Annotated in this window: 21 protein-coding genes; 18 read left to right on the top strand and 3 right to left on the bottom strand. The window is 63.8% G+C overall.

Annotated elements, in window-relative coordinates:
* The 17 genes from AB5Y68_RS08180 to tldD form a co-directional block, all read left to right on the top strand.
* Positions 1 to 634: type II secretion system F family protein (locus AB5Y68_RS08180; protein ID WP_368207069.1), on the top strand; the 634-nt coding region annotated here is incomplete at its 5' end.
* A gap of 100 nt (positions 635 to 734) precedes the next feature.
* Positions 735 to 1196 carry a hypothetical protein gene (locus AB5Y68_RS08175; RefSeq protein ID WP_039040424.1) on the top strand — a complete coding sequence of 154 codons (462 nt, stop codon included), beginning with the start codon at positions 735 to 737 and terminating at the stop codon, positions 1194 to 1196.
* A 77-nt stretch (positions 1197 to 1273) separates the two neighbouring features.
* Positions 1274 to 1933, top strand: coding sequence for a type II secretion system protein (locus AB5Y68_RS08170; RefSeq protein ID WP_039040425.1), 660 nt, complete (start codon positions 1274 to 1276; stop codon positions 1931 to 1933).
* An 18-nt stretch (positions 1934 to 1951) separates the two neighbouring features.
* Positions 1952 to 2398: a prepilin-type N-terminal cleavage/methylation domain-containing protein gene (locus AB5Y68_RS08165; protein WP_039040426.1), complete on the top strand. Its 447-nt coding sequence runs from the start codon at positions 1952 to 1954 to the stop codon at positions 2396 to 2398.
* Between the two features lie 57 nt (positions 2399 to 2455).
* A complete protein-coding gene (locus AB5Y68_RS08160) occupies positions 2456 to 2932 on the top strand; it encodes a Tfp pilus assembly protein FimT/FimU (protein WP_039040427.1) in 477 nt (158 codons plus the stop codon).
* Positions 2919 to 3491: a prepilin-type N-terminal cleavage/methylation domain-containing protein gene (locus AB5Y68_RS08155; protein ID WP_039040428.1), complete on the top strand. Its 573-nt coding sequence runs from the start codon at positions 2919 to 2921 to the stop codon at positions 3489 to 3491. The genes AB5Y68_RS08160 and AB5Y68_RS08155 overlap by 14 nt, the downstream gene beginning before the upstream one ends.
* Entirely contained in the window at positions 3491 to 4348 is an 858-nt protein-coding gene (locus AB5Y68_RS08150; protein ID WP_080770036.1) for a PilW family protein, read from the top strand. Before AB5Y68_RS08155 ends, AB5Y68_RS08150 begins: the two co-directional genes overlap by 1 nt.
* On the top strand, positions 4338 to 4805 hold the full coding sequence (locus AB5Y68_RS08145) for an MSHA biogenesis protein MshP (protein ID WP_039040430.1): 468 nt from the start codon (positions 4338 to 4340) through the stop codon (positions 4803 to 4805). Before AB5Y68_RS08150 ends, AB5Y68_RS08145 begins: the two co-directional genes overlap by 11 nt.
* Before the next feature lie 25 nt (positions 4806 to 4830).
* Positions 4831 to 9132, top strand: a complete 4302-nt coding sequence (locus tag AB5Y68_RS08140; RefSeq protein WP_039040431.1) for a DUF6701 domain-containing protein — start codon at positions 4831 to 4833, stop codon at positions 9130 to 9132.
* Between the two features lie 216 nt (positions 9133 to 9348).
* Positions 9349 to 10389, top strand: a complete 1041-nt coding sequence (locus AB5Y68_RS08135; protein ID WP_005308111.1) for a rod shape-determining protein — start codon at positions 9349 to 9351, stop codon at positions 10387 to 10389.
* A gap of 41 nt (positions 10390 to 10430) precedes the next feature.
* Positions 10431 to 11339 carry a rod shape-determining protein MreC gene (gene mreC / locus AB5Y68_RS08130; protein ID WP_029313545.1) on the top strand — a complete coding sequence of 303 codons (909 nt, stop codon included), beginning with the start codon at positions 10431 to 10433 and terminating at the stop codon, positions 11337 to 11339.
* Complete coding sequence (gene mreD, locus AB5Y68_RS08125) at positions 11339 to 11824, top strand: rod shape-determining protein MreD (protein ID WP_010672635.1); 486 nt, start codon at positions 11339 to 11341, stop codon at positions 11822 to 11824. The genes mreC and mreD overlap by 1 nt, the downstream gene beginning before the upstream one ends.
* Positions 11825 to 11876: 52 nt before the next feature.
* Positions 11877 to 12464, top strand: coding sequence for a nucleoside triphosphate pyrophosphatase (locus AB5Y68_RS08120; RefSeq protein WP_010672636.1), 588 nt, complete (start codon positions 11877 to 11879; stop codon positions 12462 to 12464).
* Positions 12465 to 12543: 79 nt separating this feature from the next.
* Positions 12544 to 14013, top strand: coding sequence for a ribonuclease G (gene rng / locus AB5Y68_RS08115; RefSeq protein WP_039040432.1), 1470 nt, complete (start codon positions 12544 to 12546; stop codon positions 14011 to 14013).
* Positions 14014 to 17913, top strand: coding sequence for a YhdP family protein (locus AB5Y68_RS08110; protein ID WP_039040433.1), 3900 nt, complete (start codon positions 14014 to 14016; stop codon positions 17911 to 17913).
* Positions 17914 to 18091: 178 nt separating this feature from the next.
* A complete protein-coding gene (locus tag AB5Y68_RS08105) occupies positions 18092 to 18898 on the top strand; it encodes a carbon-nitrogen hydrolase family protein (RefSeq protein ID WP_010672639.1) in 807 nt (268 codons plus the stop codon).
* Positions 18899 to 18955: 57 nt separating this feature from the next.
* Positions 18956 to 20404 carry a metalloprotease TldD gene (tldD, locus tag AB5Y68_RS08100; protein ID WP_039040434.1) on the top strand — a complete coding sequence of 483 codons (1449 nt, stop codon included), beginning with the start codon at positions 18956 to 18958 and terminating at the stop codon, positions 20402 to 20404.
* Between the two features lie 131 nt (positions 20405 to 20535).
* Here the strand turns inward: tldD and AB5Y68_RS08095 are convergent, their stop codons facing one another.
* The 3 genes from AB5Y68_RS08095 to AB5Y68_RS08085 form a co-directional block, all read right to left on the bottom strand.
* Positions 20536 to 20733, bottom strand: a complete 198-nt coding sequence (locus tag AB5Y68_RS08095; protein ID WP_039040435.1) for a hypothetical protein — start codon at positions 20731 to 20733, stop codon at positions 20536 to 20538.
* 101 nt (positions 20734 to 20834) lie between these two features.
* The gene (locus tag AB5Y68_RS08090) at positions 20835 to 21542 is read right to left on the bottom strand and encodes a MarC family NAAT transporter (RefSeq protein WP_039040436.1); all 708 of its coding nucleotides are present in this window, start codon (positions 21540 to 21542) and stop codon (positions 20835 to 20837) included.
* Between the two features lie 120 nt (positions 21543 to 21662).
* Entirely contained in the window at positions 21663 to 22979 is a 1317-nt protein-coding gene (locus AB5Y68_RS08085; RefSeq protein ID WP_039040437.1) for an MFS transporter, read from the bottom strand.
* 154 nt (positions 22980 to 23133) lie between these two features.
* Between AB5Y68_RS08085 and AB5Y68_RS08080 the strand changes: the two genes are divergently transcribed.
* Positions 23134 to 23811: an ATP-binding domain-containing protein gene (locus tag AB5Y68_RS08080; RefSeq protein ID WP_039040438.1), complete on the top strand. Its 678-nt coding sequence runs from the start codon at positions 23134 to 23136 to the stop codon at positions 23809 to 23811.
* The last annotated feature ends 46 nt before the right edge of the window (positions 23812 to 23857 follow it).

Genomic DNA, 23857 nt, shown 5'->3' with positions numbered 1-23857 from the left:
CGGCATGTTCGCCAAGTTCGGGGTGGAGTTGCCGCTGGCGACCCGGATCCTGCTCGCCACCTCCCATTTCTTCGTCAACTACTGGTGGCTGCTGCTCGCCATCCTGGTGGGCTCCGTCGTCGGCTGGCGGCGCTGGGTCGCCACGGCCAAGGGCAGGCTGACCTGGCACAGATGGCAACTCAGGCTGCCTATCGTCGGCACCATCATAGAGCGCTCCCTGCTGGCCCGCTTCGCCCGCAGCTTCTCCATGATGCTCAAGGCCGGGGTGCCGCTGAACACGGCGCTGACCCTGGTGGCCGATGCGGTGGACAACGCCTGGATGGCGGGACAGATCCGCGACATGCGGGGCGGCATCGAGCGCGGCGAGAGCCTGCTGCGCACCGCCGGCGTCAGCGGCCTGTTCACCCCATTGGTGATGCAGATGATCGCGGTGGGGGAAGAGACCGGCCAGGTGGACGAGCTGCTGCACGAGGCGGCCGAATACTACGAGCGGGAGGTGGATTACGACCTCAAGAGCCTCACCGCCCGCATCGAACCCATCCTGATCGGCATAGTGGCCGTCATGGTGCTGGTGCTGGCGCTCGGCATCTTTACGCCCATGTGGGACATGATGCGGGCCGTGCGTGGTCAATAGACGGTATCTTCACTCCTCCTGGTGGGGGACATGATGAGAGCGGTGCGGGGGCAGTGATGAGCTGGGCTATTTTCACTGCCAAACAGGATGCGGGAGAGGTATGAGCAGACAGTCCGAGCAGGATGAGCGCTGGCTGGGAGGCTACAGGCGGTTGATCGCCTGCATCCTGCTGTTGGTCATCCTTGCCACCCTGGCCCTGAGCTATCGCAGCCACAGGGAAGCGGCGCTGGCGGTCAGCCTGACCCTGCTGGGGGAGCAGTTTGCCGAGCGGGTCCAGCGGCTGCACGGGCGCTGGCTCGATGAGCGGCGCCCCGCCGTGCTCCATGCAGAGGGGCGGGCCTGGCAGTTCGATGGGCGAGGCTGGCCGCTGGCGGTGTTGCCGCTACAGTCACCGTCCGAGAACTGCCGCGGGCTCTGGTCGGCCTTGCTCGGCCAGGAGGCGCTGTCGATGCCCACCCTGCAGGTGCTGGCTAGCCCGGATGGGGAGGGATGCGAATTTGGTTGGGAGGCTAACTGGTTGATCTATCGCTTCGCCGACGGCAGTTTGCTGAACAAATCTTGAACAGTATCGTTCTAGCGTCTCGGCGACATGATTTTTTTCTATCTGCATGAAATAATGCGGAACATTACGGAGGCAGCATGGCAACAAAGAGAGTGATACCCGGCCAGGGGCCCGGTCAGATGGCCGGTTTTTCCCTGATTGAGCTGGTGATCGTCATCGTGATCCTGGGGATCCTGGCCGTCACCGCCTTGCCCCGTTTTCTCGATGTGACCGACGAGGCGAAGAAGGCGAGCGTGGAAGGGGTGTCCGGCGGTTTCGCCACCGGGGTGTCCCTGGTGCGGGCCCAGTGGGAGGCCGAGGGGCGTGCCAGGCAGGATGGACTCAACACCGTGCTCTATGACGGCTCGCGTTTCTATCTGACCACGCCGACCGACAGCCAGGTCAGCAATGGCGAGCTCTCTCCCGGGTATCCCATGGACACGGCAGCAAGCGGCACGCCCGATGTGGATCCGGCCAGCCTGACGGCGGCCCGCTGTCTCAATATTTGGGAGGGCCTGTTGCAAAATCCTCCCAAGGCGACCGCCAACTTTGACGAGGTACGCGGTAGCGGCAATGACCTGAAGTTCTATGCCACGGTGAGCAACAATGGACTGGATTCGGTCTGCCGTTACTATCTGGTCAACAGCCTGAGCAAGGGAAGTGATGGGCGCTATCAGGACCCGCAAGGGAGCACGGATGAGTTCATGAGTTTCAGTTACCGCCCGGCCTCCGGCCAGGTGACTACCAATATCAATTGATAAACAGAGGAAAACGTAATGAAGAAGCAAGCGGGTTTTACCCTGATCGAACTGGTGATCGTGATCATCATCCTGGGCATTCTGGCGGTCACCGCCGCGCCCAAGTTCCTGAATCTGCAGGATGATGCCAAGAAGTCTGCCGCGCAGGGCGTGCAGGCAGCGTTGTCCAGCGCTGCCAATCTGGTCTATAGCAAGGCAGCTCTGAATGGGCAGGAAAAGGCATCTGCGGCAGGTGGTACTGACTTGAATGGAATGACCGGTGTCAAGGTTATCTATGGCTACCCGACCGCTGATACCATTTCCGCTGCTGTAACCCTGGACGGCTGGGTTGCAGCTTCTGGCGCAACTGCTCTCGAGTCAACTTTTGCCCCTGCTAATACCAGTGGCAATACTTGTACCGTAAAATACACAGCCGCAACCAGTGATACTGTTCCTTTCAAAACCGAGTTGCAAAACTGTAAGTAATACGTGTTGACAAGCGAGGCTTCGGCCTCGCTTTTTCATTATTCAATGAGCAAGCAAATGCCGAGAAACAAGGGCTTCACCCTGATAGAACTGGTTATCGTAATCCTGTTGCTCGGGATTCTGGCCGCCTTTGCCGTGCCCAAGTGGCTGGGCAAAGGCGGCTTTGAAACCCATACCCTGCGCGATGAGCTGGTGGCCCGGCTGCGGCTGGTGCAGACCATGAACATGCAGGAAGGGGACGCGCGCTGCACCCAGCTGGTGCTGGAGGCGGGGCGTTTTGGCCATCTGACCGGGGCGAGCTGTGCGCCTGCCCCCATTTCGGGCTGGAGTGGGAATGAGCAGAGTCGCGGGCGCCTGGTGCAGGCGTCCGGCAACCTGCAATTCTCCCCCCAGGGGACATTCCATTTCGACAAGCGCAGCGGCAGGCCCCTGTGGCCTGGCTGCATCAATGGCTGCGAACTGGCGGTCAGCAGCGGGCAGGAGAGCGCCCGGCTGCGCATCGAGCCGGAAGGTTATATCCATGCCCTCCCTTAAGGCCCGGTGCGGCTTCACCCTGATCGAGTTCGTGGTCGGTATTGTGCTGCTGGCCATCGCCCTGACCGGCGTCCTGGGGCTTCTCATCAATCAGGCACCCCAGGCGGTGGATCCGGTGCAGCAGGTACGCGCCGCCCAGCTCGCCCAGCGCATTCTCGGCGAGATGCTGGAGAAGTCTTTCGACGAGCATTCCGATCACAACGGCGGCCGTTTTCGCTGTGGCGAAACGGCCGGTGTGCCCGCCTTCACCTATCCCCCCTGCACGGCGAGCGCCGACTATGGCCCCGATAGTGGCGAAACCCGCCCCTACGGGTTCAACGACGTGGACGATTTCGACACGGCAGGCCGCTGGGTGGACGCCAGCTACTTTACTCAGGCCTCGGCCGCGAGCAGCGAGGAGGAGTATCGACGCTACCAGGTGAAGATCGCGGTGGTGCCGGATACCCTCTTTGGCAGCGCGGGGGAGGGGGCTGAGTCCATCGGCAAGCGCATCACCCTGACCGTGCGCCTGCCGGACGGGAGCGAGCTGGTCTTCGGCCTCTATCGGGGGAACTACTGATGGGCAAGCCACATTCCCGTGATGTCGCGTGGGAACACCCATGTGCCAGACTCGCCCGTGACCGCGTCCGACCCGGGCGTGAGGGGGGCTTCACCCTGGTGGAGCTGGTGATGGTGATCCTGCTGCTCGGGGTGATGGCGACATTTTCCAGCCAGTTTATCGGCATCGGTACCCAGATCTACGGAGATGCCAGCCGCCGCGAGCAACTGATGAGCGATGCCCGTTTCGCCCTGGAGCGGCTCAATCGCGAGGTGCGTGACGCCGTCCCCGGTTCGGTGCGGGTCGAGGACGAAGGGGGCGGTGCCCAGGAGCAGGGGGCCTGTCTGCGGTTCTGGCCCATCGCTACCGCTGGCCGCTACCTGGAGACGGCGAGCAGCACAGTGCTTCGCATCGTCGAGCCTGTCACCATGCCGGCAAAGGAAGATACGGCCATCATCTATCCGCTGCCTGACACGACCTCTGGCAGTACCATCACGCTGGACAAGGGGTGTGTGCAGGGGCGTTGCACTGCCAGAGTGACCGAGGTAGGAACTCCCGTCTCCGGGGCCGTGCCGCTGACCCTGGCTGGTGCGCTCGCCAAGGACTCCCCGGGCCAGCGCATCTATTTTGCGAACCAGCAGGTGCTCTATTGCGTGAGAGGGGGCAACCTCTGGCGCATGGCCAAGTCCCTCGACGACACCCTGAGCAGCAGCGAGACCACCCGGTTGATGGGGGAGCATATTCGTCCCGCCGCCTATTACTTCTATCGGGAACCCGCCGCCTTCAACCAGAGCGAGGTGGGGCTGCGGCTGGAGTTCGAGCAGCGCGACGAGCGCGTCGTCTTCCATCACAAGCTGGAGACCCTCAATGTGCCCTGACACTCCCACCATGGTGAGGTCCCAGCGGGGCAGCGCCATCCTGATCGCCCTCTTTGTCATCGTCATCATGGCCCTGCTGGCGGCGGCCATGGGGCGTTTCCTGGTGGACAGCAGCGAGAAGCACACGGTGGAGGTGCGCGGCGTGCGTGCCCTGATGGCGGCCCAGAGCGGGCTCGAAGTTGCACTGTACCGGCTCTATCCCAATGGGGAGTGGCAGGGGCAGGCCAGCCGGTGCGTCCCCATAGCGCTCGACTTCACCGAGCCCGGGCTTGCCGGGTGTCAGGCCAGCATCACCTGCAACAGGGTGACGGTGAGTGCGGCCGGAGGGACCCAGACCGGATACCGATTCAGCAGCGAAGGGCGCTGTGGCCAGCCCGATGCCGGCAGCGGCCCGAACCCCGATTTTGCCGTCAGCCGCACCCTGGTGGCGGAAGCCTTTGATGGAGCGACGCCATGAGCCCCCTGCCAAGGAGCCAGACCCCATGAAGTCCAGCCAGCCTCTTCGCGGCGCCCTGTTGTGGATCTTGCTGGGATCCACCTCGGTGCAGGCCGCCAGCCAGTGTACAGAAGCCTTCCTTTTCCCGGTGCAGAGCCACGCCTCCCCCGGCGTGCTGAGCATGAACAATGAAAGCAAGATCATCAGCACCACAGTGGGGGCCAGTTACCCCTTCCTGACCCAAAAAATCCAGCCCAACGCCAACTGCAACAACGGTGGCTTCTGGAACAACGGCACCTGGGTCTCCAATTGCAACGTCAGCGGCGCCCTTGCCAGTGTGCTCAAGGATGTGACCTTCATCAGCGACCCCGACGCATTTCCGGCCAACCCGGGGGGCTTCCCCTCCTACAGCGGGAAAAATGATCTCGCTTGCGACGGGGCCATCTCTCCTGCTGCCGGTGACTACAAGAACGCCTCGTGGGGGGGCAACAGCTGCGTGGCGACCCTGAAATCGGGCCAGACCTATCGCTTCGATACCTTGTCTATCAGCGAAGGGGCGATGCTCAACCTCAACGGTGCGACCGTCTATGCCCAGAAGATGACCATCAAGAATGGTTACAACAGTGGCGTCACCGGGTCGGGAGACCTTCATGTGAACGATCTGACGGTGACTGGTCAGGGCAAGCTCAATGACGCCAGGGTCACCGTCTACAGCACCCTTGAGGTCTCGGGCAATGGCAATACCGGGACCGCCGTCTTCCAGCCGCACTACCTGGACAAGGTCACCATGGAGGTCTCTACCAGTGGCCAGAGCGTGCTCATGGGGGCAGGGGACTGGTTCATCAAAAGCCTGGGGATGAAGAGCAACAGTGCCATGACCTTCCAGGGACAGAGCTCCCTCGCCGTCTATGGGCTAAAGATGGAAAACGAGAGCCGGATCTCCGCTGCAGGGAGTCGCAGCGATCTGACGCTTCTGCTTCACCAGACCCTGGAGGTGAGCGGCAACGGCACCATCAACGGGTATCTGCAGGCCCGCTACCTCAAGACGTTCAAACACCAGAGCACCTCCAACATCAATTTCTACTTTCGTGGCGGCAACCACTGGATAGACAAGATGGAGCTCGGCCAGAACGACAAGCTGATCTTTGACAGCGGCAGTGCCGCGAGGTTGTACATCAAAAGCGATCTGGCCCTGAGCGACCAGATGGAGGTCAATGCGGGGGGCAAGGCCAACGACCTGATGATGTATCACTTCGGCAAGGTCACCATGAGCGGCAACACCAAACTCAACGCCATTCTCTATGTGAACGCCGGGGATCTGGCCATGAGTGGCCAGGCCGTGCTGACCGGCGCCGTGTCGGCGGTGAACGTCTCCATGACCAACAACAGCCAGGTGATCCACGAGCCCTTCAACGGCGACTGGCCGGGCATGTGTGAAGACCCACTGACCTGTTTCAGCGATGACTTCTCCGCCAGCACCCTCAGCAGCGACTGGGTGGCGGCCCGCAGCAGCGGCGACTTTACCCCCGCCATCGTCAATGGCCGACTCGGCATGACCCAGGCCAGCCCCAAGCAATCCACCTCTGCGACTTACCAGCGGCTCTTCCCCGCCGCCAACAACCTGGTCACCATCGAATTCGACCACTATGCCCACGGTGGCAACGGGGCGGACGGCATGGCGGTGGTGCTCTCCGACGCCAGAGTGACCCCCCAGCCCGGCGCCTTCGGCGGGCCCCTCGGGTATGGCTTCAAGCCAGAAGCTAATGGCTTTGCCGGCGGCTGGCTTGGGGTAGGGATAGATGAGTACGGCAACTTCTCCGGCGAAGGTGGCAGTGTCAACAAGGGGCGGCGCAAGCAGTCCGTAGCGGTACGGGGATCGGGTTCCGGTACCAGCGGCTACAACTACCTCAAGGGCACCTGCAACAACGGCGCCGACAACGCCAACGGCAACTGCCTGTCGCCGACCGTGGACAGCGGCTCGGACAGCAATCGCCCCCACCGTTATCGACTGACCATAGACTCGCGCATCACCGGCCAGTCCCTGGTCAAGGTGGAGCGCAATACCGGAGGGGGTTACAGCACTCTGATCGACAGCTTCAATGCTGCCGCCCAGAGTGGCCAGGCAGCCATTCCCGAGAATCTGTTGTTGTCCCTGACTGGCTCGACCGGGGATGCGACCAACGCCCACCAGATCGACAACGTCCGTATCTGCGCCCTCAAATCCAATCCGGTGGGCACCCAGATCGATCACTTCGAGTTCGATCACTCAGGCCAGGCCCTGACCTGCAACCCCGAGACTCTGACCATTCGGGCCTGCGCCAACGCCAGTTGCAGCCAGCTGTTCACGGACCCGGTGAGCGCCATCCTGACCCCTCTCAAGAATGGCAGCAACGGCTGGATAGCCGACAGCCAGGTGAGCTACAACGGCAACACCGCTACCGTGACCTTCAGCAACGGCACCGCCAAATTGCAGCTGCGCAACAATCTGGCGAGCGCTATGACGGTAGGGGTGAGCGGTTCGACGCCGTCCACCAAGCCGCTTAGCGAGACGCTTTGCCGGGCGGGCAGCGGCGCCCTGAGCGCCGCCGCCTGTACCTTGAGCTTTGCCGACAGCGGCTTCCTGTTCAATGTGCCGGATACCCTGGCCAACAGGCCCCAAGATGTAGTGATCAGTGCCGTCAAAAAGGACAATGCGACCCAGCAGTGTGTCCCCGGTTTTACCGGTGAGCGTTCGGTCGGCTTCTGGGGAACGTATGTCACCCCGAATGACAATTCTACCGGGAGTCAGATGGCGATAGATGGCAAGACGATTTCGACTTATGCCGCCAATGTAGTCTCGCCAGCGGCGACAACCCTCAATTTGACCTTCGATGGTCAAGGCAAGGCGACGTTGAAGAGTGTTCGCTATCCGGATGCAGGCCAGATGCGGCTTAATGCCCGCCACGATGGCAGCGGGGATACCGCAGGGCTGGTGATGACGGGGTCGGATCTGTTCGTCAGCCGCCCGGCCGGGCTCTGCATCACGCCTACCGAGGGGACCTGCGCGGCAGGGGATGCCAGTTGTCCGGTGTTCAAGAAGACCGGTGAGGCGTTCCAGCTGAATATCAAAGGGGTGGCTTGGCAAGCGGATGATGACAAGGACCTGTGCAGCGGCAACCTGGCGACCCCCAACTTCGCGCTGGCCAATATTGCGCTCGGCAGCGAGCTGGTGGCGCCCAAACCAGGGGAAGGGGCGGTGGTCGGCACGTCCAGCTACGACCACTCCAACCAGAAGGACAGCAACCTCAACTCCGTCGGCCAGTCGGTCAACGAAGTCGGGGTGTTCCGGATGACGGCGACGCCACCGACCTTGGGTTACTTTGGCTACACCATACCCGCCGCCAGCAGCGTGCCTGTGGGGCGTTTCATCCCGGTGGACTTCAATCTGGTGAGTGGCAACATAGTCCCCGCCTGCGAGGCGTTTTCCTATATGGGGCAACCCTTCCTGGCGGAGTTGCAGATCCAGGCCCGCAATCAGTTTGGCGAGACCACCCTGAACTACAGGGAGGCGTTTGCCAAGGGGGATGCCTACCTGAGCGCGGCCAACAACAAGGACGGGGTGTCGCTCTCCGCCCGGTTACGCAGCCTGGGACCGCTGCCCTGGGTGGCAGGGGAGGCCGACTTCAACGGGCCGACCGAGTTTGCTCGCCGCTCCGATGGCAAGCCAGATGGCCCCTACCGGGCCCTGTCGTTTGGCCTTTATATGAAGGACAACGATGGTGAGCAGACCCTGATCGCCAATCCCGACTTCAACGACGGGCAGCCGGGGTCATGCAGTGGCGCTGGCTGCAATGCCAGGCTGATCGATGACGTGCCCATGGAGGCGTACTTCGGCCGGGTGCAGGCAGGTACCCGCCAAGGGGTGGCAACGGCCGGGCTGGCGGTGCCGCTGCAACTGCAATATCACGAGGCGGGCGCCTGGCATGCCATGGGAGCTGATCAATGTACCCGCCTTTCCCTGCAAGATGGGGGCATCGAGTTCACCGATGGCAGCCAGCGTTTCGATCAGGGAAGTGGCGATCTGATATTGGATGACAACACCCGGATCCGGCTCGGTCTTGGCCCGGTTGCCCCTGGCGCCATGGTGGCGAGCGCGAAGGATGGTGTCATCTCCATACAGTTCGCTGCCCCGGACAGGGCGGTGCGCATTCCGTTCAAGATCGATCTGAGCAAGCAACCGGAGTCAGAGCAGCAACCTGGACGGCGTCCGCTCTGGTTGTCTGACCCAGACAGTCTGGAGGGCATGGCCATTTTTGGCCGGGATCGGGGTAATGACAGAATTATTTATCGCCGCGAAGTGATGCCCTGACACCCGGGCTGACACGGGGAGATAGACGCATTGCTGTACAGTGGCGTCTTATCTCCTTGTTTCGTAGTGTTTGTCGGCCTGAGCGGGTGAGTGATGACTCGCATTTTTGTCGCGCCTGATTGATTGGCGACAGTTTGAGCGCTTGCCCATTGGGGTGGGCATTGGTAAAGTTAGCCGGTTTTCTGCACCTCCAAATTCTTAGGATTTCCCGTAGCCATGTTCAAAAAGCTCAGAGGCGTCTTTTCCAACGATCTGTCGATCGACTTGGGAACTGCCAACACCCTGATCTATGTAAAAGATCAAGGGATCGTCCTTAACGAACCCTCAGTTGTCGCCATTCGCCAAGAGCGCGGGAACGCCAAATCGGTCGCTGCTGTCGGTCATGCCGCCAAGCAGATGCTGGGTCGTACCCCGGGTAACATCTCTGCCATTCGCCCGATGAAAGACGGCGTGATCGCCGATTTCTACGTGACCGAGAAGATGCTGCAGCACTTCATCAAACAGGTTCACGACAACAACTATTTCCGCCCCAGCCCGCGCGTGCTGGTGTGCGTACCCTGCGGCTCCACCCAGGTGGAACGTCGCGCCATCAAGGAATCCGCTCTGGGCGCCGGCGCCCGCGAGGTTTACCTGATCGATGAACCCATGGCTGCCGCCATCGGTGCCGGCCTGCCGGTCTCCGAAGCGACCGGTTCCATGGTGGTGGACATCGGTGGCGGTACCACCGAAGTGGCCATCATCTCCCTGAACGGCGTGGTCTACTCCCAGTCCGTGCGTATCGGTGGCGACAAGTTCGACGAAGCCATCATCAGCTACGTCCGTCGCAACTACGGCAGCCTGATCGGGGAAGCCACCGCCGAGCGCATCAAGCACGAGATCGGCTCCGCCTATCCGGGCGAAGAGGTGCGCGAGATCGAAGTGCGCGGTCGCAACCTGGCCGAGGGTGTGCCCCGCAGCTTCACCCTGAACTCCAACGAGATCCTGGAAGCGCTGCAAGAGCCGCTCTCCGGCATCGTCTCCGCCGTCATGGTGGCCCTGGAGCAATCCCCGCCCGAGCTGGCGTCCGACATCTCCGAGCGCGGCATGGTGCTGACCGGTGGTGGTGCCCTCCTCAAGGACATCGACCGTCTGCTGATGGAAGAGACCGGCATCCCGGTCGTCGTGGCTGAAGATCCCCTCACCTGTGTCGCCCGTGGCGGTGGCAAGGCGCTGGAGCTGATCGATATGCACGGTGGCGATCTGTTCCACTACGAATAAGACCCAAAGCCGGCCGAGCGCCGGCTCTTTTTTGACGACCCATGAAACCCATCTTCGGTAGAGGCCCTTCGCTTCAGTTACGGTTGTTTCTCGCCGTCATCATCTCCGTCGCTGCCATCGTCGCGGATTCCCGCTTCGGTGTGTTCAGCCATGTCCGCGTTTATCTGAGCTCCCTGGTGAGCCCGCTGCAATACATCGCCAACGCCCCCGGCACCCTGCTCGACACCATGTCGACCCAGGTGCAGACCCGCGCCGATCTCATCGAGCAGACCAAGCAGCAGGAGCAGCAACTGTTCACCCTGCGCTCGCGCCTGCTCAAGATGGATCAGCTGGAGCACGAGAACCAGCGTCTGCGCGAGCTGCTGGGGTCGCCGGTACACAAGGAGTCCCGCAAGATGGTGGCCGAGCTGCTGTCGGTGGATTCCGACCCCTTCAGCCATCAGGTGCTGATCAACAAGGGGGCGCTGGATGGCGTCTACAACGGCCAGCCGGTGATCAACGATCAGGGGGTGGTCGGCCAGGTGCTCCACGTGGGCTCCACCACCAGTCGCGTCCTGCTCATCACCGACTCCAGCCACGGCATCCCGGTGCGGGTGCTGCGCAACGACTTGCGCGCCATTGCCTCCGGCAGCGGCGAGCTGGACAAGCTGGAGCTGCGCAACCTGCCCCGCAACACCGACGTCCAGGTCGGCGATCTGCTGGTCACCTCGGGCCTGGGCGGCCGCTTCCCGGAAGGTTATCCGGTGGCGACCGTGACCCGCTCCGACTACGTGGAGGGCAAGCCCTTCGCCCAGATCGAGGCCAAGCCCCTGGTGGCGCTGGACCGTCTGCGCTACCTGCTGCTGCTGTGGACCGACAAGAAACCGGAAGTACACGACAAGGATGCCCTTGAGCCTGCGGCGAGCGCCTCGGCGGCCACGGCAACCTCGGCGGCGGGGGCGACGCGCTGATGCTGCAACCCGCCAGCGGCAGGATCTGGATCTGGTGTTCGATCCTGCTGGCCCTGTGCCTTTCCATCCTGCCGCTTCCCTTTCAATTCGAACCCTTCCGTCCGGACTGGCTCGCCATGGTGCTCATCTACTGGGCGCTGGCGCTGCCCCACCGGACCAACGTCGGCACCGCCTGGGTGGCGGGCCTGCTGCTGGACGTGCTGCTCGGCAGCACCCTCGGCGTGCGGGCCATGGCCATGGCCATCACCACCTACCTGGCGGCCTTCCAGTTCCAGAAGATCCGCAACTTCTCCCTCTGGCAGCAGGCGCTGATCATCGGTCTGCTCTCCCTGGTGGGGAAGATCACCGTGTTCTGGGCGGAGCATCTGTTCAGCCGGGCCAGCCTCAACTTCGCCTACTTTTGGTCGACGTTGACGACGATGTTAATATGGCCCTGGATTTTTATGGTCTTGCGCAAGGTGCGGCGTCGCTTCAATATCAAGTGAATGTGAATAAAAACAACGCATTGTAACTGCGCATCGTCTCATTGAGTGAAGTATGAACAAGCACAACGAACTGCAACTCTATCTCGCCTCGGGCTCCCCCCGCCGGCACGAGCTTCTGACCCGCCTGGGCTACCGTTTCGAGGTCCTCAAGCTGGATGTGCCGGAGCTGCGCAACGACGGTGAGAAGCCCCAGGATTACGTCTGCCGGCTGGCACGCGACAAGGCCATGGCCGGTGTGGCCGCGGCGCCCACGGCGCTGCCTGTGCTGGGGGCCGACACCATAGTGGTGCTGGGGGAGCGGGTGCTGGAGAAACCCTCCGACCTGCTGGACGCCAAGGACATGCTGGAAGCTCTCTCCGGGCGGGTACACCAGGTGATGACGGCGGTGGCCCTGGCCACCCCGGAGCGATGCGATGTGCGGCTGGTCACCACCAACGTGGCGTTTCGCAAGCTGGACGAGGCCGAGATCGAAGCCTACTGGCGCACCGGCGAGCCGTGCGACAAGGCGGGCGCTTATGCTATCCAGGGCATTGCCGGCAAATTCGTCAGTCGCCTCGAGGGGAGCTACAGTGCCGTGGTCGGCCTGCCCCTGCTGGAGACGGACCTGTTGATCAAGCAGCACCTCGAGCAGACCCGGTAATCCTCTCGTCAGCAGTGCGCTGCTGAGTTACCCGTTGTTCGTCGTGCCAGAATTCAAAACTAGAAAGGCAAGGTAACTTATGTCGGTAGAACTGCTGGTAAACGTCACCCCCTCCGAAACCCGGGTCGCCCTGGTCGAGAACGGTCTGCTGCAGGAAGTGCATGTGGAGCGTCAGGCCAAGCGCGGCATCGTGGGCAACATCTACAAGGGCAAGATCAGCCGCGTGCTGCCCGGCATGCAGGCCGCCTTCGTCGACATCGGCATGGACAAGGCCGCCTTCCTGCACGCCTCCGACATAGTGCCCCATACCGAGTGTGTGGCGATCAAGGAGAAGGAGCAGTTCCAGGCCGGCAACATCGCCGAACTGGTGCGCCAGGGGCAGGACATCATGGTACAGGTGGTCAAAGACCCGCTCGGTACCAAGGGGGCTCGCCTCACCACCGACATCACCCTGCCATCCCGTTATCTGGTCTTCATGCCGGGCAGTGCCCACGTGGGGGTCTCCCAGCGCATTGAATCCGAGGCGGAGCGCGAGCGCCTCAAGCGCACCGTGGCCGGCTATGTGGACGAACTGGGCGGCTATATCATCCGCACCGCCGCCGAAGGGGTGGGGGAGCAGGAGCTGGAGCAGGACGCCGCCTTCTTGAAGCGTCTGTGGCGCAAGATCCTCGAGCGCAAGCAGAAGTACCCCCCCTGCAAGATCCTCTACGAGGATCCCAGCCTGGCGTTCAGGGTGGTGCGTGACTTCGTCGGTGCCGAGCTCGACAAGATCCGGGTCGACTCCCGCCAGAGCTTCGATCAGCTCAAGCGCTTCACCGAGGAGTACGTGCCCGAGCTCGCCAACAAGCTGGAGTACTACTCCGGCGAGTCGCCCATCTTCGATCTCTACGACGTGGAGAACGAGATCCAGCGGGCGCTGGAGCGCAAGGTGGAGCTGAAATCCGGCGGCTACCTCATCATCGATCAGACCGAAGCCATGACCACGGTGGACATCAACACCGGCGCCTTCGTCGGCCATCGCAATCTGGAAGAGACCATCTTCAACACCAACGTCGAGGCCACCGCCGCCATCGCCCGTCACCTGCGCCTGCGCAACCTCGGCGGCATCATCATCATCGACTTCATCGACATGCAGTCCGAGGATCACCGCCGCCGGGTGCTGCACAGCCTGGAGCTGGCGCTTGCCAAGGACAGGGCCAAGACCAACGTCAACGGTTTCTCCCAGCTCGGGCTGGTGGAGATGACCCGCAAGCGCACCCGGGAGAGCCTGGAGCACGTGCTCTGCGCCGAGTGCCCCGAGTGCAAGGGGCGCGGCCGGGTCAAGACGGTGGAGTCGGTCTGCTTCGAGATCCTGCGGGAGATCATCCGGGTCAACCGCGCCTACGACGCGGATCAGTTCACCGTCTATGCGGCTCCTTCGGTGGCCGATTACCTGCGGGGGGAGGAGTCCCACAGTCTGGCGGAGCTGGAAGTCTTCATCGGCAAGCAGGTCAGGGTGGTCTCCGAGCCGCTCTGTGGGCAGGAACAGTTCGATGTGGTGATGATGTAATTGGTCTACCGCTGGCTGAGTCGGGGCTGGTTGGCCCTCGGAGTCTTCTTCGTGCTGCTGGCCGTTCTGGTCAGCGTGGTACGACTGGGCGGCCCCTTGCTCAACCAGCACCGGGCGGCCGTGATAGGGACTCTGCTCGGGGAGAGCCAGCTCGAGGTGAGCGTGGATCACGTCGGGCTGGACTGGACTCCCCGCGGCCCGGCCATCGGGCTGGAAGGACTGGCCATCGCCCCCGATTCGGGGCGTTTCTCCCTGCGCCTTGGCAAGGTGTGGGCCCACCTCGACTTCTGGCGCTCCCTCAACGAACTCAGACCGGTGTTTGGCCAGCTGATCCTGAGCGACGGCAACATCGCGCTGGACATGACCCAGCCCGCCACCCCCGTCAGCGGGAAGAGCGCGAACCAGCAGGAGGCCCTGCTGCGCTTCCTGCTGACCCAGCTCTCCACCTTCGACATTCACGACACTCGCCTGAGCCTCACCACGGCACTGGGGGAGGTGCGCGCCCTCGACATCGCCCAGTTGCGCTGGCAGAACCGCGGCAAGCGGCATCAGGGGGTCGGCAAGGCCTATCTCATCAACGGGGTGGGGGAGAGCACCCTGGACCTCATCATCGATGTGGATGCCCCAGAGGTGCGGCTCGACCGCCTCAAGGGCCAGCTCTATCTGGGGGCCAGAGAGCTGGACATCAGCCCCATGCTGGCCAGGATCCACGCCGGCGCGCCGCCGGTGAGCGGCCAGCTCGACTTCCAGCTCTGGAGCGAGTTCGAGAAGGGCAGGCTCGGCAACTCCCTGCTGGCCTTTGGCAACAACCACCTGATCTGGAAAGACGAGATCAAGGGGGAGCCGCACCGCCTCGACCTGCAGGGGGGCAAGATCCAGCTGCGCCGGGACGGCGAGGCGTGGCAGCTCGCCAGCCACGACGTCACCTTCAAGCTCGATGGCGCCACCTGGCTGCACAGCCGCCTGCAGCTCGAGCGCATCGGCTCACGCATCCAGGGCTATGTGCCCGCCATCGATCTCGACCAGATTGCCAACCTGAGCCAGCTGGTCTCCGGCCTCTATCCCGAGCTGACCGAGACCCTCAAGCGCACCCGGCCAAGGGGCCAGTTGCAGGAGCTGGTCCTGCAAGCCGACGGGGACTGGCAGGGGCTCTCTTTGCAGGGGGAACTGCGCGGCTTCGGGACCCGGGCCTGGCATGATGTGCCCGGCCTGCAAAAGCTGGACGGTGACTTCTGGCTGACCCCGAACGGGGGGCGTGCCCGCCTGACCCTGGGCAAGGGCAAGGTGGATCCGGCCCGCCACTTCAAGGAACCCATCCCGGTGGACAGCCTGAGTGCGGCCCTCGACTGGTGGCGGGCGCCCCAAGGCTGGGTGCTCTATGGCCAGGACATTGCCCTGGACAACCCGGATCTGCGCCTCGCCAGCCGGTTTCGCCTCGAGCTGTTCGAGCACCCCTTCCTCGCCCTGACCGGGCGCATCGACGTCAAGAACGCGGCCCATGCGGATCGCTACTACCCCCTGGCGGTGATGGATGAGGGGCTGGTGAGCTACCTGAGCGGTGCCATCAAGGGGGGCAAGGCCAAGGGGGCCGACCTGCTCTGGTACGGCGAATTCCGTGACTTCCCCTACGACAACGGCAAGGGCGTCTTCCAGGTGGCGGTGCCGCTGCAACAGGCCACCTACGAGTTTTTCCCGGGCTGGCAGCCGCTGACCGACCTGCAGATCGATCTGCTGTTCCAGAACGCCAGCCTCGACATGAACAGCCGCGCCACCCAGCTCGGCAAGGCCAGCTCCGACTCGGTGCACGCCTGGATCCCGGACCTCTATCCGGGGGCTCACCTCTACGTGGATGCCAGGGTTGAGGGCGAGGGCAAGGCCATCAGCGACTATTTGCAGGACTCGCCGCTGGGGGGATCCGTCGGTCAGGCGCTGCGGGAGGTGGAGATCCGCGGCCCCATGAAGGGCACGGTGAAGCTTGACATACCGCTGGATGGCGAGGGGGAGGTCAAGGCCAGCGGGGAAGCCAGCTTCAAGGACAACAAGGTGAGGATCGCCTCCCTGGACCTGCCCCTCGACGGGGTCGCAGGGACGCTCGAGTATGACAACGAGCAGACTCGCATTCACAACCTCAAGGCCAGCCTGTGGAACCAGCCGCTGACCCTGGATTATCAGGGGCGGCAACTGCCCCACGGCTATCAGGCCGACCTCAAGTTCCAGGGGCAGTGGGACAGCCGCCGCCAGCGCCGGGACATACCGGCCCTCGAGATGCTCCAGGGGCGCAGCAACTGGTCCGGTACCCTGGGGCTGACCCTGCCCGAGAACAAGGCGTTCAGTTTCCAGCTGGCGCTGGACTCCAACCTGCAGGGCATGGGGCTGGATCTGCCTGTGCCCCTGACCAAGGCGGCGGGTACCCGGCTGCCCCTCAAGGTGACGGCCCGTGGGCGGGATGGCAGCGCCGACATCCGCGCCGTGCTGGGGGCGGACATCGACATGCAGAGCCGCCTGGTGTACGGCGACGGCGTGCCCTATCTCAGCCGGGTGCGGGTCAATATCGGCCAGCCCGGGGCGCGGGTGATGCAGGACAAGCCCATGCTGCTCGCCATCAACCAGCAGCAGGCGGACGTAGCCGGCTGGCTGGCACGTCTCAAGCAGTGGCTGCCTGCTGGCACGGCGCCGAGTGACAATGCGGTGGTGGGTCCCGCTTTCTTGCCCCAGGAGTGGTGGGTAGATGGCCAACTGGCCCGTGCCGACATCGGCAGCGCCAGCCTCAAGGCGGTGCACTTCACCCTGGGGCCGGTGAACCAGGCCACCGAGGTGATGATCGACAGCCCCGACGTGATGGGGGTGGTGCGGGTGCCGGTGGCTGATGGGCGCCCCATCGATGCCAAGTTTGCCCGCATCTACTGGTCCGGCAAGGGGACCGATCTCAGCCCGGATCCCGATGAGCGCCAGGACAGGGCCATCATGAATGCCATTCCCTGGCTCACCTTCAGCTGCGTGGATTGCCGCTTCGGCGAGCTGCCCCTTGGTGAGGTGAAAGGGGAGCTGCTGCCCGGGGCCAACCGGCTGGATCTCAAGGGGCTGGAGATGCGCCTGGCGGGCAGCACCCTGCGCGGCAGCGCCGAGTGGCTGGCCCGTGGCAGCCAGATGCAGACCCGTGCCAGGGTGAACCTCGAGACCCGCAACAGCGAGCTGCTGCTCAAGCGGCTCGGCTACACCTCGCCCATCGGGGATGCCCCGGGCAAGCTGGCGCTGGATCTGAACTGGCGTGACGTGCCCTACCGCCTGAGCCTGCCGACCCTGGCGGGCAGCGCCGACTACCAGCTGGAGGGGGGGACCCTGCGGGAGGTCAACGACAAGGGGGCCCGACTGCTCTCCCTGCTGAGCCTCGACTCCCTGATGCGCAAGCTGCGCCTCGATTTTCGCGACGTCTTCGACAAGGGCTTCTATTTCGAGTCCATGTCCGCCTCCGCCAAGGTCAATCAGGGGGTGGTGGAGAACAACGACTTCTACATGAAAGGGGCGGCGGGCAACCTGCGGGGCAAGGGCATCGCGGATCTGGTGCGCTGGCGGCTCGACTTTGATCTGAGCTTCTCCCCGAACCTAGGGGGCACCCTGCCGGTGGTGGCGGCCTTTTCCCTGACTCCCATCACCGGGCTCTATGTGCTGGCCCTCTCCAAGCTGCTGGAGCCCGTGGTGGACGTGGTGACCCGCATCGATTTTCGGGTCTCCGGCCCGCTGGACGCCCCCAGGCTGGTGGAGGCGGGGCGGGATCGCGCCCGCATCAAGCTCAACCAGCAGCAGAAGGAGGCGGTGGATGCGGTGGCGCCCGGCCTGCCCGCCAAGGAGGTCACCCCCTTCCTGCTCAATCCCAAGCATCAGGGCTCGGGTCAGCGCTGAGGGCACGCACCGGGCTGGGGGACTTTCCCCCGACCGCCAAACCCCTCATAGTGCAGATATTGCCCCGCGAGCCGAGAAGGCATTCTGCCACCGGCTCGCCCAACAGAAGAGTGCGGATATTGCCCTGCGAGCGGAGAAGGCCTTGTGTCACCGGCTCGCCCAACAGAAGGAGCGCGTCATGTGGCTAGCCGCCATGCAGTTGATATCGGGTCGTACCTGGCAGGATAACCGGGAGCGGATCGCCGCCGAGCTGGCGAGTCTGCCCGGAGAGCGCCCCTTGCTGGTGCTGCTGCCGGAAAACTTCGCCCTCTTTGGCGAGCGGCAGGGGTATCTGGACGGGGCAGAGCCATTGGGAAATGGCCCAATCCAGCAGCAACTCTCTGATTGGGCCAAATCCCACGGCATCTGGCTGGTGGCCGGGGCCATGCCCACCGCCATCGCCGGTGCCGACCACATCCACACCAGCACCCTGGTGTTCGATCCCGACGGCGAGCTCAAGGGGCACTACCACAAGATCCACCTGTTTGACGTGGACGTGGCGGACAATCACGGCCGCTACCGGGAGTCGGAGACCTTCAGCCCGGGTGATCAGCCTGTGCTGGTGGACTCCCCCTTTGGTCCCCTCGGCCTCTCTATCTGTTATGATCTGCGCTTTCCCGAGCTTTACCGCCAGTTGGCCCGGGCCGGTGCCCGGGTGCTGCTGGTGCCTGCCGCCTTTACCGCCGTCACCGGCGAGGCGCACTGGGAGCCCCTGTTGCGGGCCCGTGCCATCGAGAACCAGTGCTACGTGGTGGCCGCCAACCAGGGGGGCACCCACGAGACGGGGCGCCAGACCTGGGGCCACAGCATGGTGATCGACCCCTGGGGCCGGGTGCTGGCCTGTCGGGCGTCGGGGCAGGGCACCGTGCTGGCGCCGCTGGATGGGGCCCTGATCGATGAATTGAAACGCACCATGCCGGTGCTGCAACACGCCCGCCTGCTGTGAGCCCGCGGCCGTGGATTTAACCGTTACGACATCTCGCATGAGAGTGGAGAGAAAGATTTGAGTCTATTGAGCCAGGTTAGTGCCTCCCTGTTGGCCCCGAACGAGCTCGACGAAGGGCGGCTGCAACAGCTGCTCGGCAGCCTGATGAGCCATCAGGTGGAGTTCGGCGACCTCTATTTCCAGCGCAGCTGGCACGAGTCCTGGATGCTGGAGGACGGCATCGTCAAGGATGGCAGCTACAACATTGATCAGGGGGTGGGGGTGCGCGCCGTCAGCGGCGAGAAGACCGGTTTCGCCTACTCGGACGAGCTGAGCCTGCTGGCGCTGCAACAGTCGGTGACTGCCGCTCGCGGCATCGCCGCCACCGGTGCTCACGGCAAGGTAAAAGCATGGGCTCGCACCGACGCAAACCTGCTCTACCCGGCGCTGGATCCCCTGCAGACCCTCGACAAGCAGCAGAAAATTGCCCTGCTGGAGCAGATGGACAAGTTCGCCAGAAGCCTGGATCCCGCCATCAATCAGGTGATGGCCTCCATCAGCGGGGTCTATGAAGAGATCCTGGTGGCCGCCACCGATGGCACCCTGGCCGCCGACGTGCGCCCCCTGGTGCGCCTCTCGGTGACCGTCATCGCCGAGAAGGGGGATCGCCGTGAGCGCGGCAGCGCGGGTGGCGGTGGCCGCTTCGGTTACGACCATTTCCTCGAGCTGGACGGGCTCGAGAGCCGGGCGTTTGGCTATGTGCGCGAAGCGGTGCGCCAGGCCCTGGTCAACCTGGAGGCCATCGACGCCCCGGCCGGCACCATGCCGGTGGTGCTCGGTGCCGGCTGGCCCGGTGTGCTGCTGCACGAGGCGGTGGGGCACGGTCTGGAAGGGGACTTCAACCGCAAGGGCTCCTCCGCCTTTGCCGGGCGCATCGGCGAGCAGGTGGCTTCCAAACACTGCACCATCGTCGATGACGGCACCCTGCCGGGTCGGCGCGGCTCCGTCTCCATCGACGACGAGGGGACGCCGGGGGGTTACAACGTGCTGATCGAGAAAGGCATTCTCAAGGGTTACCTGCAGGACAAGCAGAACGCCCGCCTGATGGGCGTGCCGCTCACCGGTAACGGCCGCCGCGAATCCTACGCCGCCCTGCCGATGCCGCGCATGACCAACACCTACATGCTGGCGGGTCAGTACGATCCGGCGGAGATCATCGCCTCGGTGAAGAAGGGCATTTACGCCCCCAACTTCGGTGGCGGCCAGGTGGACATCACCTCCGGCAAGTTCGTCTTCTCCGCCTCCGAGGCCTACCTCATCGAGGATGGCAGGATCACCGCGCCCATCAAGGGGGCGACCCTGATCGGCAACGGCCCCGAGGCGATGAGCCAGGTTTCCATGGTGGGCCGTGATCTCGCGCTGGATCGCGGAGTCGGGGTCTGCGGCAAGGAGGGGCAGAGCGTGCCGGTCGGCGTCGGCCAGCCCACCCTCAAGCTGGATCAGCTCACCGTGGGCGGCACTTCCTAGGTCGGGTTAGCCGCGCAGCGGCCTCACCCGATGCAATCAAACCCCGGCCCAGTGCCGGGGTTTTGCTCTCTCTGGGCACAAAAATAAAAACCCCGGTCAGCGGACCGGGGTGGTGAATGGGGGCTCGGGGCTCAGTTGGCCGAGATGGCGCGGGCGTCTATGTAGTAGCGGGTCTTGCCCTGTGGATCCTGCTTGATCCTGGCCACCAGACGGTTGGCGCTCTTGTACTCCCACTCCTGGGTGGCATTGGCCGGGCTGGTGGCTCCCGCCATGTTCAGGTATTCATGAAACAGACTGTAGCTACGGATTTCGGTCAGCATCTTATCCATCTCATTATCTCCGGAGTGGTGGTTTGACGGCGTGGCTACTGTAGCTCCCGGAAGCTGAACCCGTACTGTACAAAAAACAACCCAACCCCATGTCCGCCGACTCAGGGGCCAGGTGCCACCATGCCGGGCGTGCCTACAGCCGGCACATGATGCTGAACCTGGGGGGCGGGGGCGCCGTGGAACACGGGATCCTGCGCCACCTCCTTGATGCCGTTGATGCAGAACTGCATGCCCATGCACACCAGCAGGAAGCCCATGATGCGGGTCATGGCGTCGATGCCGGTGGCGCCGAGGATCTTGCACACGGGATCTGCCAGCTTGAGCACGCCCCAGCTGATCAGGCTCATCAGGGCGAAGGCGGTCACCATGGCGGCATAGATGACGAAGCGGTTGGTGTCGGCCGGCAGCTCGGCGATCTGGGCCGCGCCGCTGATCACCAGCGCCATGGTGCCGGGTCCGCACATGCTGGGCATGGTGAGGGGCACGAAGGCGATATTCTGGTTGGCCTCGACCCCCGCAGACTGGTTTGGCGAGGGGAACAGCATGCGAAAGCCGATGAAGGCGATGATGAGGCCACCGGCCAGGCGCAGGCCGGGAATGGAGATCCCGAACAGATCCAGGATGGAGGATCCGATGAAGAAGCTGACGCACAGGGTGGCGAACAGATAGAGGGCGGCCATGTTGATCTGGCGGCGAATGTGCTCGCGGGACATGCCCTTGCTCAATCCCAGCAGCAGGGTGGCCGTGGTGGGCGGGTTGACCATGGGCAGCAGGGCCAGCAAGGCGAGAAAGACGACCTGGAAGAACATAGTGGACCTCGGGCAGATGGACGGATTGGGGTGAGCTGGCAGGTCCGCAGCGGACCGCCACCCGGTCGATGATATCCGCAAAGAACAAGCCCCGACAGTGCGGGGCTTGCTTGGGAAGGATCAGGCGGCCTGCGGGGTGGCCTGGCGTTGGCCGCGCTGGCGCAGCCAGAGCCAGATGCCGAGCACGAAACCGAGGGCGGCCAGGCTGACCACATAGTGGGAGGGGGCCAGCACGTCCTCCTTCATCCAGAGGGTGACCAGCATGGGGGTGAGGCCGCCGAAGATGGCGTAGGCCACGTTGTAGGAGAACGACAGCCCGGAGAAGCGCACCACCGGCGGGAAGGCATTGACCATGACGTAGGGCACGGCGCCGACGATCCCCACCGCAAAGCCCGCCAGCATGTAGAGGGGCACCAGCTGATCCGTGCCGGCTGCCAGGCTGTGGTAGAAGGTATAAGTGGCGCCGGCCAGCAGCAGGGAGCCCAGGATGAAGGTAGGACCGCTGCCGATGGCATCGATCAGGCGACCATAGACGATGCAGCCCAGGGTGAGGGCGACGATGGCCAGGGAGTTGGCGGTCAGGGCATCGGCCGGGCTGATGCCGTGGACCTTCTGCAGATAGGTCGGGGTCATCAGGATCACCACTACTATGCCGGCGGAGAGCAGCCAGGTCAGCAGCATGGAGACGACGACGCTGCCCTTGTGCTCACGCAGCACCGTCTTGAGGGGCAGCTCCTCGGCCAGGGACTTGTTGGCCTGCATCTCTGCGAAGACCGGAGTCTCGTGCAGCCAGCGGCGCAGGTACATGGCGACGATGCCGAACACGCCGCCGAGCACGAAGGCCAGACGCCAGCCCCAGTCGCTCACATCGCCCGGGCTCATGCCACGGTTGATGGCGGTGGCCACCAGGGAGCCGAGCAGGATGCCGGCGGTCAGCCCTGCGGTGAGGGTACCGCAGGCGACACCGACCCGGCGGGCGGGCACGTGTTCGGCCACGAAGACCCAGGCTCCGGGGACTTCCCCGCCGATGGCGGCCCCTTGCAGGATCCGCAGCAGCAGCAACAGCAGGGGGGCGGCGATGCCGAGCACGGCGTAGGTGGGCAGCAGGCCGATCAGCAAGGTCGGCAAGGCCATCAGGATGATGCTGAGGGTGAACATCCGCTTGCGGCCGATGAGATCGCCAAAGTGGGCCATGATGATGCCCCCCAGGGGGCGAGCCAGGTAGCCGGCGGCGAAGATGCCGAAGGTCTGGAACTGGCGCAGCCACTCGGGAATGTCGGCCGGGAAGAAGAGCTCGCCGATGACCACGGCGAAGAAGACGAAGATGATGAAGTCGTAGAATTCGAGGGCGCCGCCCAGCGCCGCCAGGCTCAGGGTTTTGTAATCCTGTCGATTGAGGGGGCGACCGTGGTCGTGCGATGTGCTGACTTTACTCATATCCTTATGTTTCCCATCGTTTTTTTAGTTATTCTCCCCGGTGTGCTGCGGGGATACGCTCACCCACGAGGGTATGCTTTTGTGTCCCGCAATGTAAATCGCACAATTCGCAACACTGTCTTGCAGCACGGTGCGGCAAGTAGCTGGAGAGATCATGACGAAGAAAAAGGTACTGCTCTCCTGGAGCAGCGGAAAAGACAGCGCCTGGGCCTTGCATCGCCTGCGCCAGGATCCGGCCATCGAGGTGGTGGGGCTGTTCACCACCCTCAACCAGGCGTTCGAGCGGGTGGCCATGCACGGGGTGCGCAAGCAGTTGCTGCTGACACAGGCTGAGTGCGTGGGCTTGCCGCTGATCACCATCGACCTGCCCTGGCCCTGCAGCAACGAGGAGTATGGACGCATCATGACGGGCTTCATCGCCGATGTGCAGGTCAAGGACATTTACCACATGGCGTTCGGGGATCTCTTTCTTGAGGATGTGCGCGCCTATCGGGAGCGGCAACTGGCGGGGACCGGCATCACGCCGCTCTTCCCGCTCTGGGGCAGCGACACGACCGAGCTGGCGCAGGCGATGATCGACGCCGGGCTCAAGGCCAGGGTCTGCACCCTGGATCCGGGCAAGCTGGACGCCGGGTTAGGTGGTCATGAATTCGGCCCGGCCTTGCTGGCGGCCCTGCCCGCCGGGGTGGACCCCTGCGGCGAGAACGGGGAGTTCCACACCCTGGCCTGGGACGGTCCCATGTTCCTGCATCCCCTGCCTATCCGGGTGGGGGAGACGGTGCTGCGGGACGGCTTCGTCTTCACCGATCTGCTGGCGGAGGATCCCGAATGAGGGAAGACCCCCTCGGGTGAGAAAGGAAAGGGGCCGGCTCCGTGAG

This window comes from Aeromonas sp. R6-1 (genome assembly GCF_040908165.1).
GTDB classification, from domain to species: domain Bacteria; phylum Pseudomonadota; class Gammaproteobacteria; order Enterobacterales; family Aeromonadaceae; genus Aeromonas; species Aeromonas caviae.
This window is presented reverse-complemented; position numbering and strand designations above follow the sequence as displayed.

Excerpts from the sequence above, each read along its gene's own strand:
- AB5Y68_RS08165 (WP_039040426.1), top strand. The coding sequence starts at position 1,952 with ATGAAGAAGCAAGCGGGTTTTACCCTGATCGAACTGGTGATCGTGATC.
- mreD (WP_010672635.1), top strand. The coding sequence starts at position 11,339 with ATGCTGCAACCCGCCAGCGGCAGGATCTGGATCTGGTGTTCGATCCTG.
- AB5Y68_RS08175 (WP_039040424.1), top strand. The coding sequence starts at position 735 with ATGAGCAGACAGTCCGAGCAGGATGAGCGCTGGCTGGGAGGCTACAGG.
- AB5Y68_RS08090 (WP_039040436.1), bottom strand. The coding sequence starts at position 21,542 with ATGTTCTTCCAGGTCGTCTTTCTCGCCTTGCTGGCCCTGCTGCCCATG.
- mreC (WP_029313545.1), top strand. The coding sequence starts at position 10,431 with ATGAAACCCATCTTCGGTAGAGGCCCTTCGCTTCAGTTACGGTTGTTT.
- rng (WP_039040432.1), top strand. The coding sequence starts at position 12,544 with ATGTCGGTAGAACTGCTGGTAAACGTCACCCCCTCCGAAACCCGGGTC.
- AB5Y68_RS08155 (WP_039040428.1), top strand. The coding sequence starts at position 2,919 with ATGCCCTCCCTTAAGGCCCGGTGCGGCTTCACCCTGATCGAGTTCGTG.
- AB5Y68_RS08080 (WP_039040438.1), top strand. The coding sequence starts at position 23,134 with ATGACGAAGAAAAAGGTACTGCTCTCCTGGAGCAGCGGAAAAGACAGC.
- AB5Y68_RS08160 (WP_039040427.1), top strand. The coding sequence starts at position 2,456 with ATGCCGAGAAACAAGGGCTTCACCCTGATAGAACTGGTTATCGTAATC.
- AB5Y68_RS08105 (WP_010672639.1), top strand. The coding sequence starts at position 18,092 with ATGTGGCTAGCCGCCATGCAGTTGATATCGGGTCGTACCTGGCAGGAT.
- AB5Y68_RS08140 (WP_039040431.1), top strand. The coding sequence starts at position 4,831 with ATGAAGTCCAGCCAGCCTCTTCGCGGCGCCCTGTTGTGGATCTTGCTG.
- AB5Y68_RS08085 (WP_039040437.1), bottom strand. The coding sequence starts at position 22,979 with ATGAGTAAAGTCAGCACATCGCACGACCACGGTCGCCCCCTCAATCGA.
- AB5Y68_RS08120 (WP_010672636.1), top strand. The coding sequence starts at position 11,877 with ATGAACAAGCACAACGAACTGCAACTCTATCTCGCCTCGGGCTCCCCC.
- AB5Y68_RS08135 (WP_005308111.1), top strand. The coding sequence starts at position 9,349 with ATGTTCAAAAAGCTCAGAGGCGTCTTTTCCAACGATCTGTCGATCGAC.
- AB5Y68_RS08150 (WP_080770036.1), top strand. The coding sequence starts at position 3,491 with ATGGGCAAGCCACATTCCCGTGATGTCGCGTGGGAACACCCATGTGCC.
- AB5Y68_RS08145 (WP_039040430.1), top strand. The coding sequence starts at position 4,338 with ATGTGCCCTGACACTCCCACCATGGTGAGGTCCCAGCGGGGCAGCGCC.
- AB5Y68_RS08170 (WP_039040425.1), top strand. The coding sequence starts at position 1,274 with ATGGCAACAAAGAGAGTGATACCCGGCCAGGGGCCCGGTCAGATGGCC.
- AB5Y68_RS08095 (WP_039040435.1), bottom strand. The coding sequence starts at position 20,733 with ATGGATAAGATGCTGACCGAAATCCGTAGCTACAGTCTGTTTCATGAA.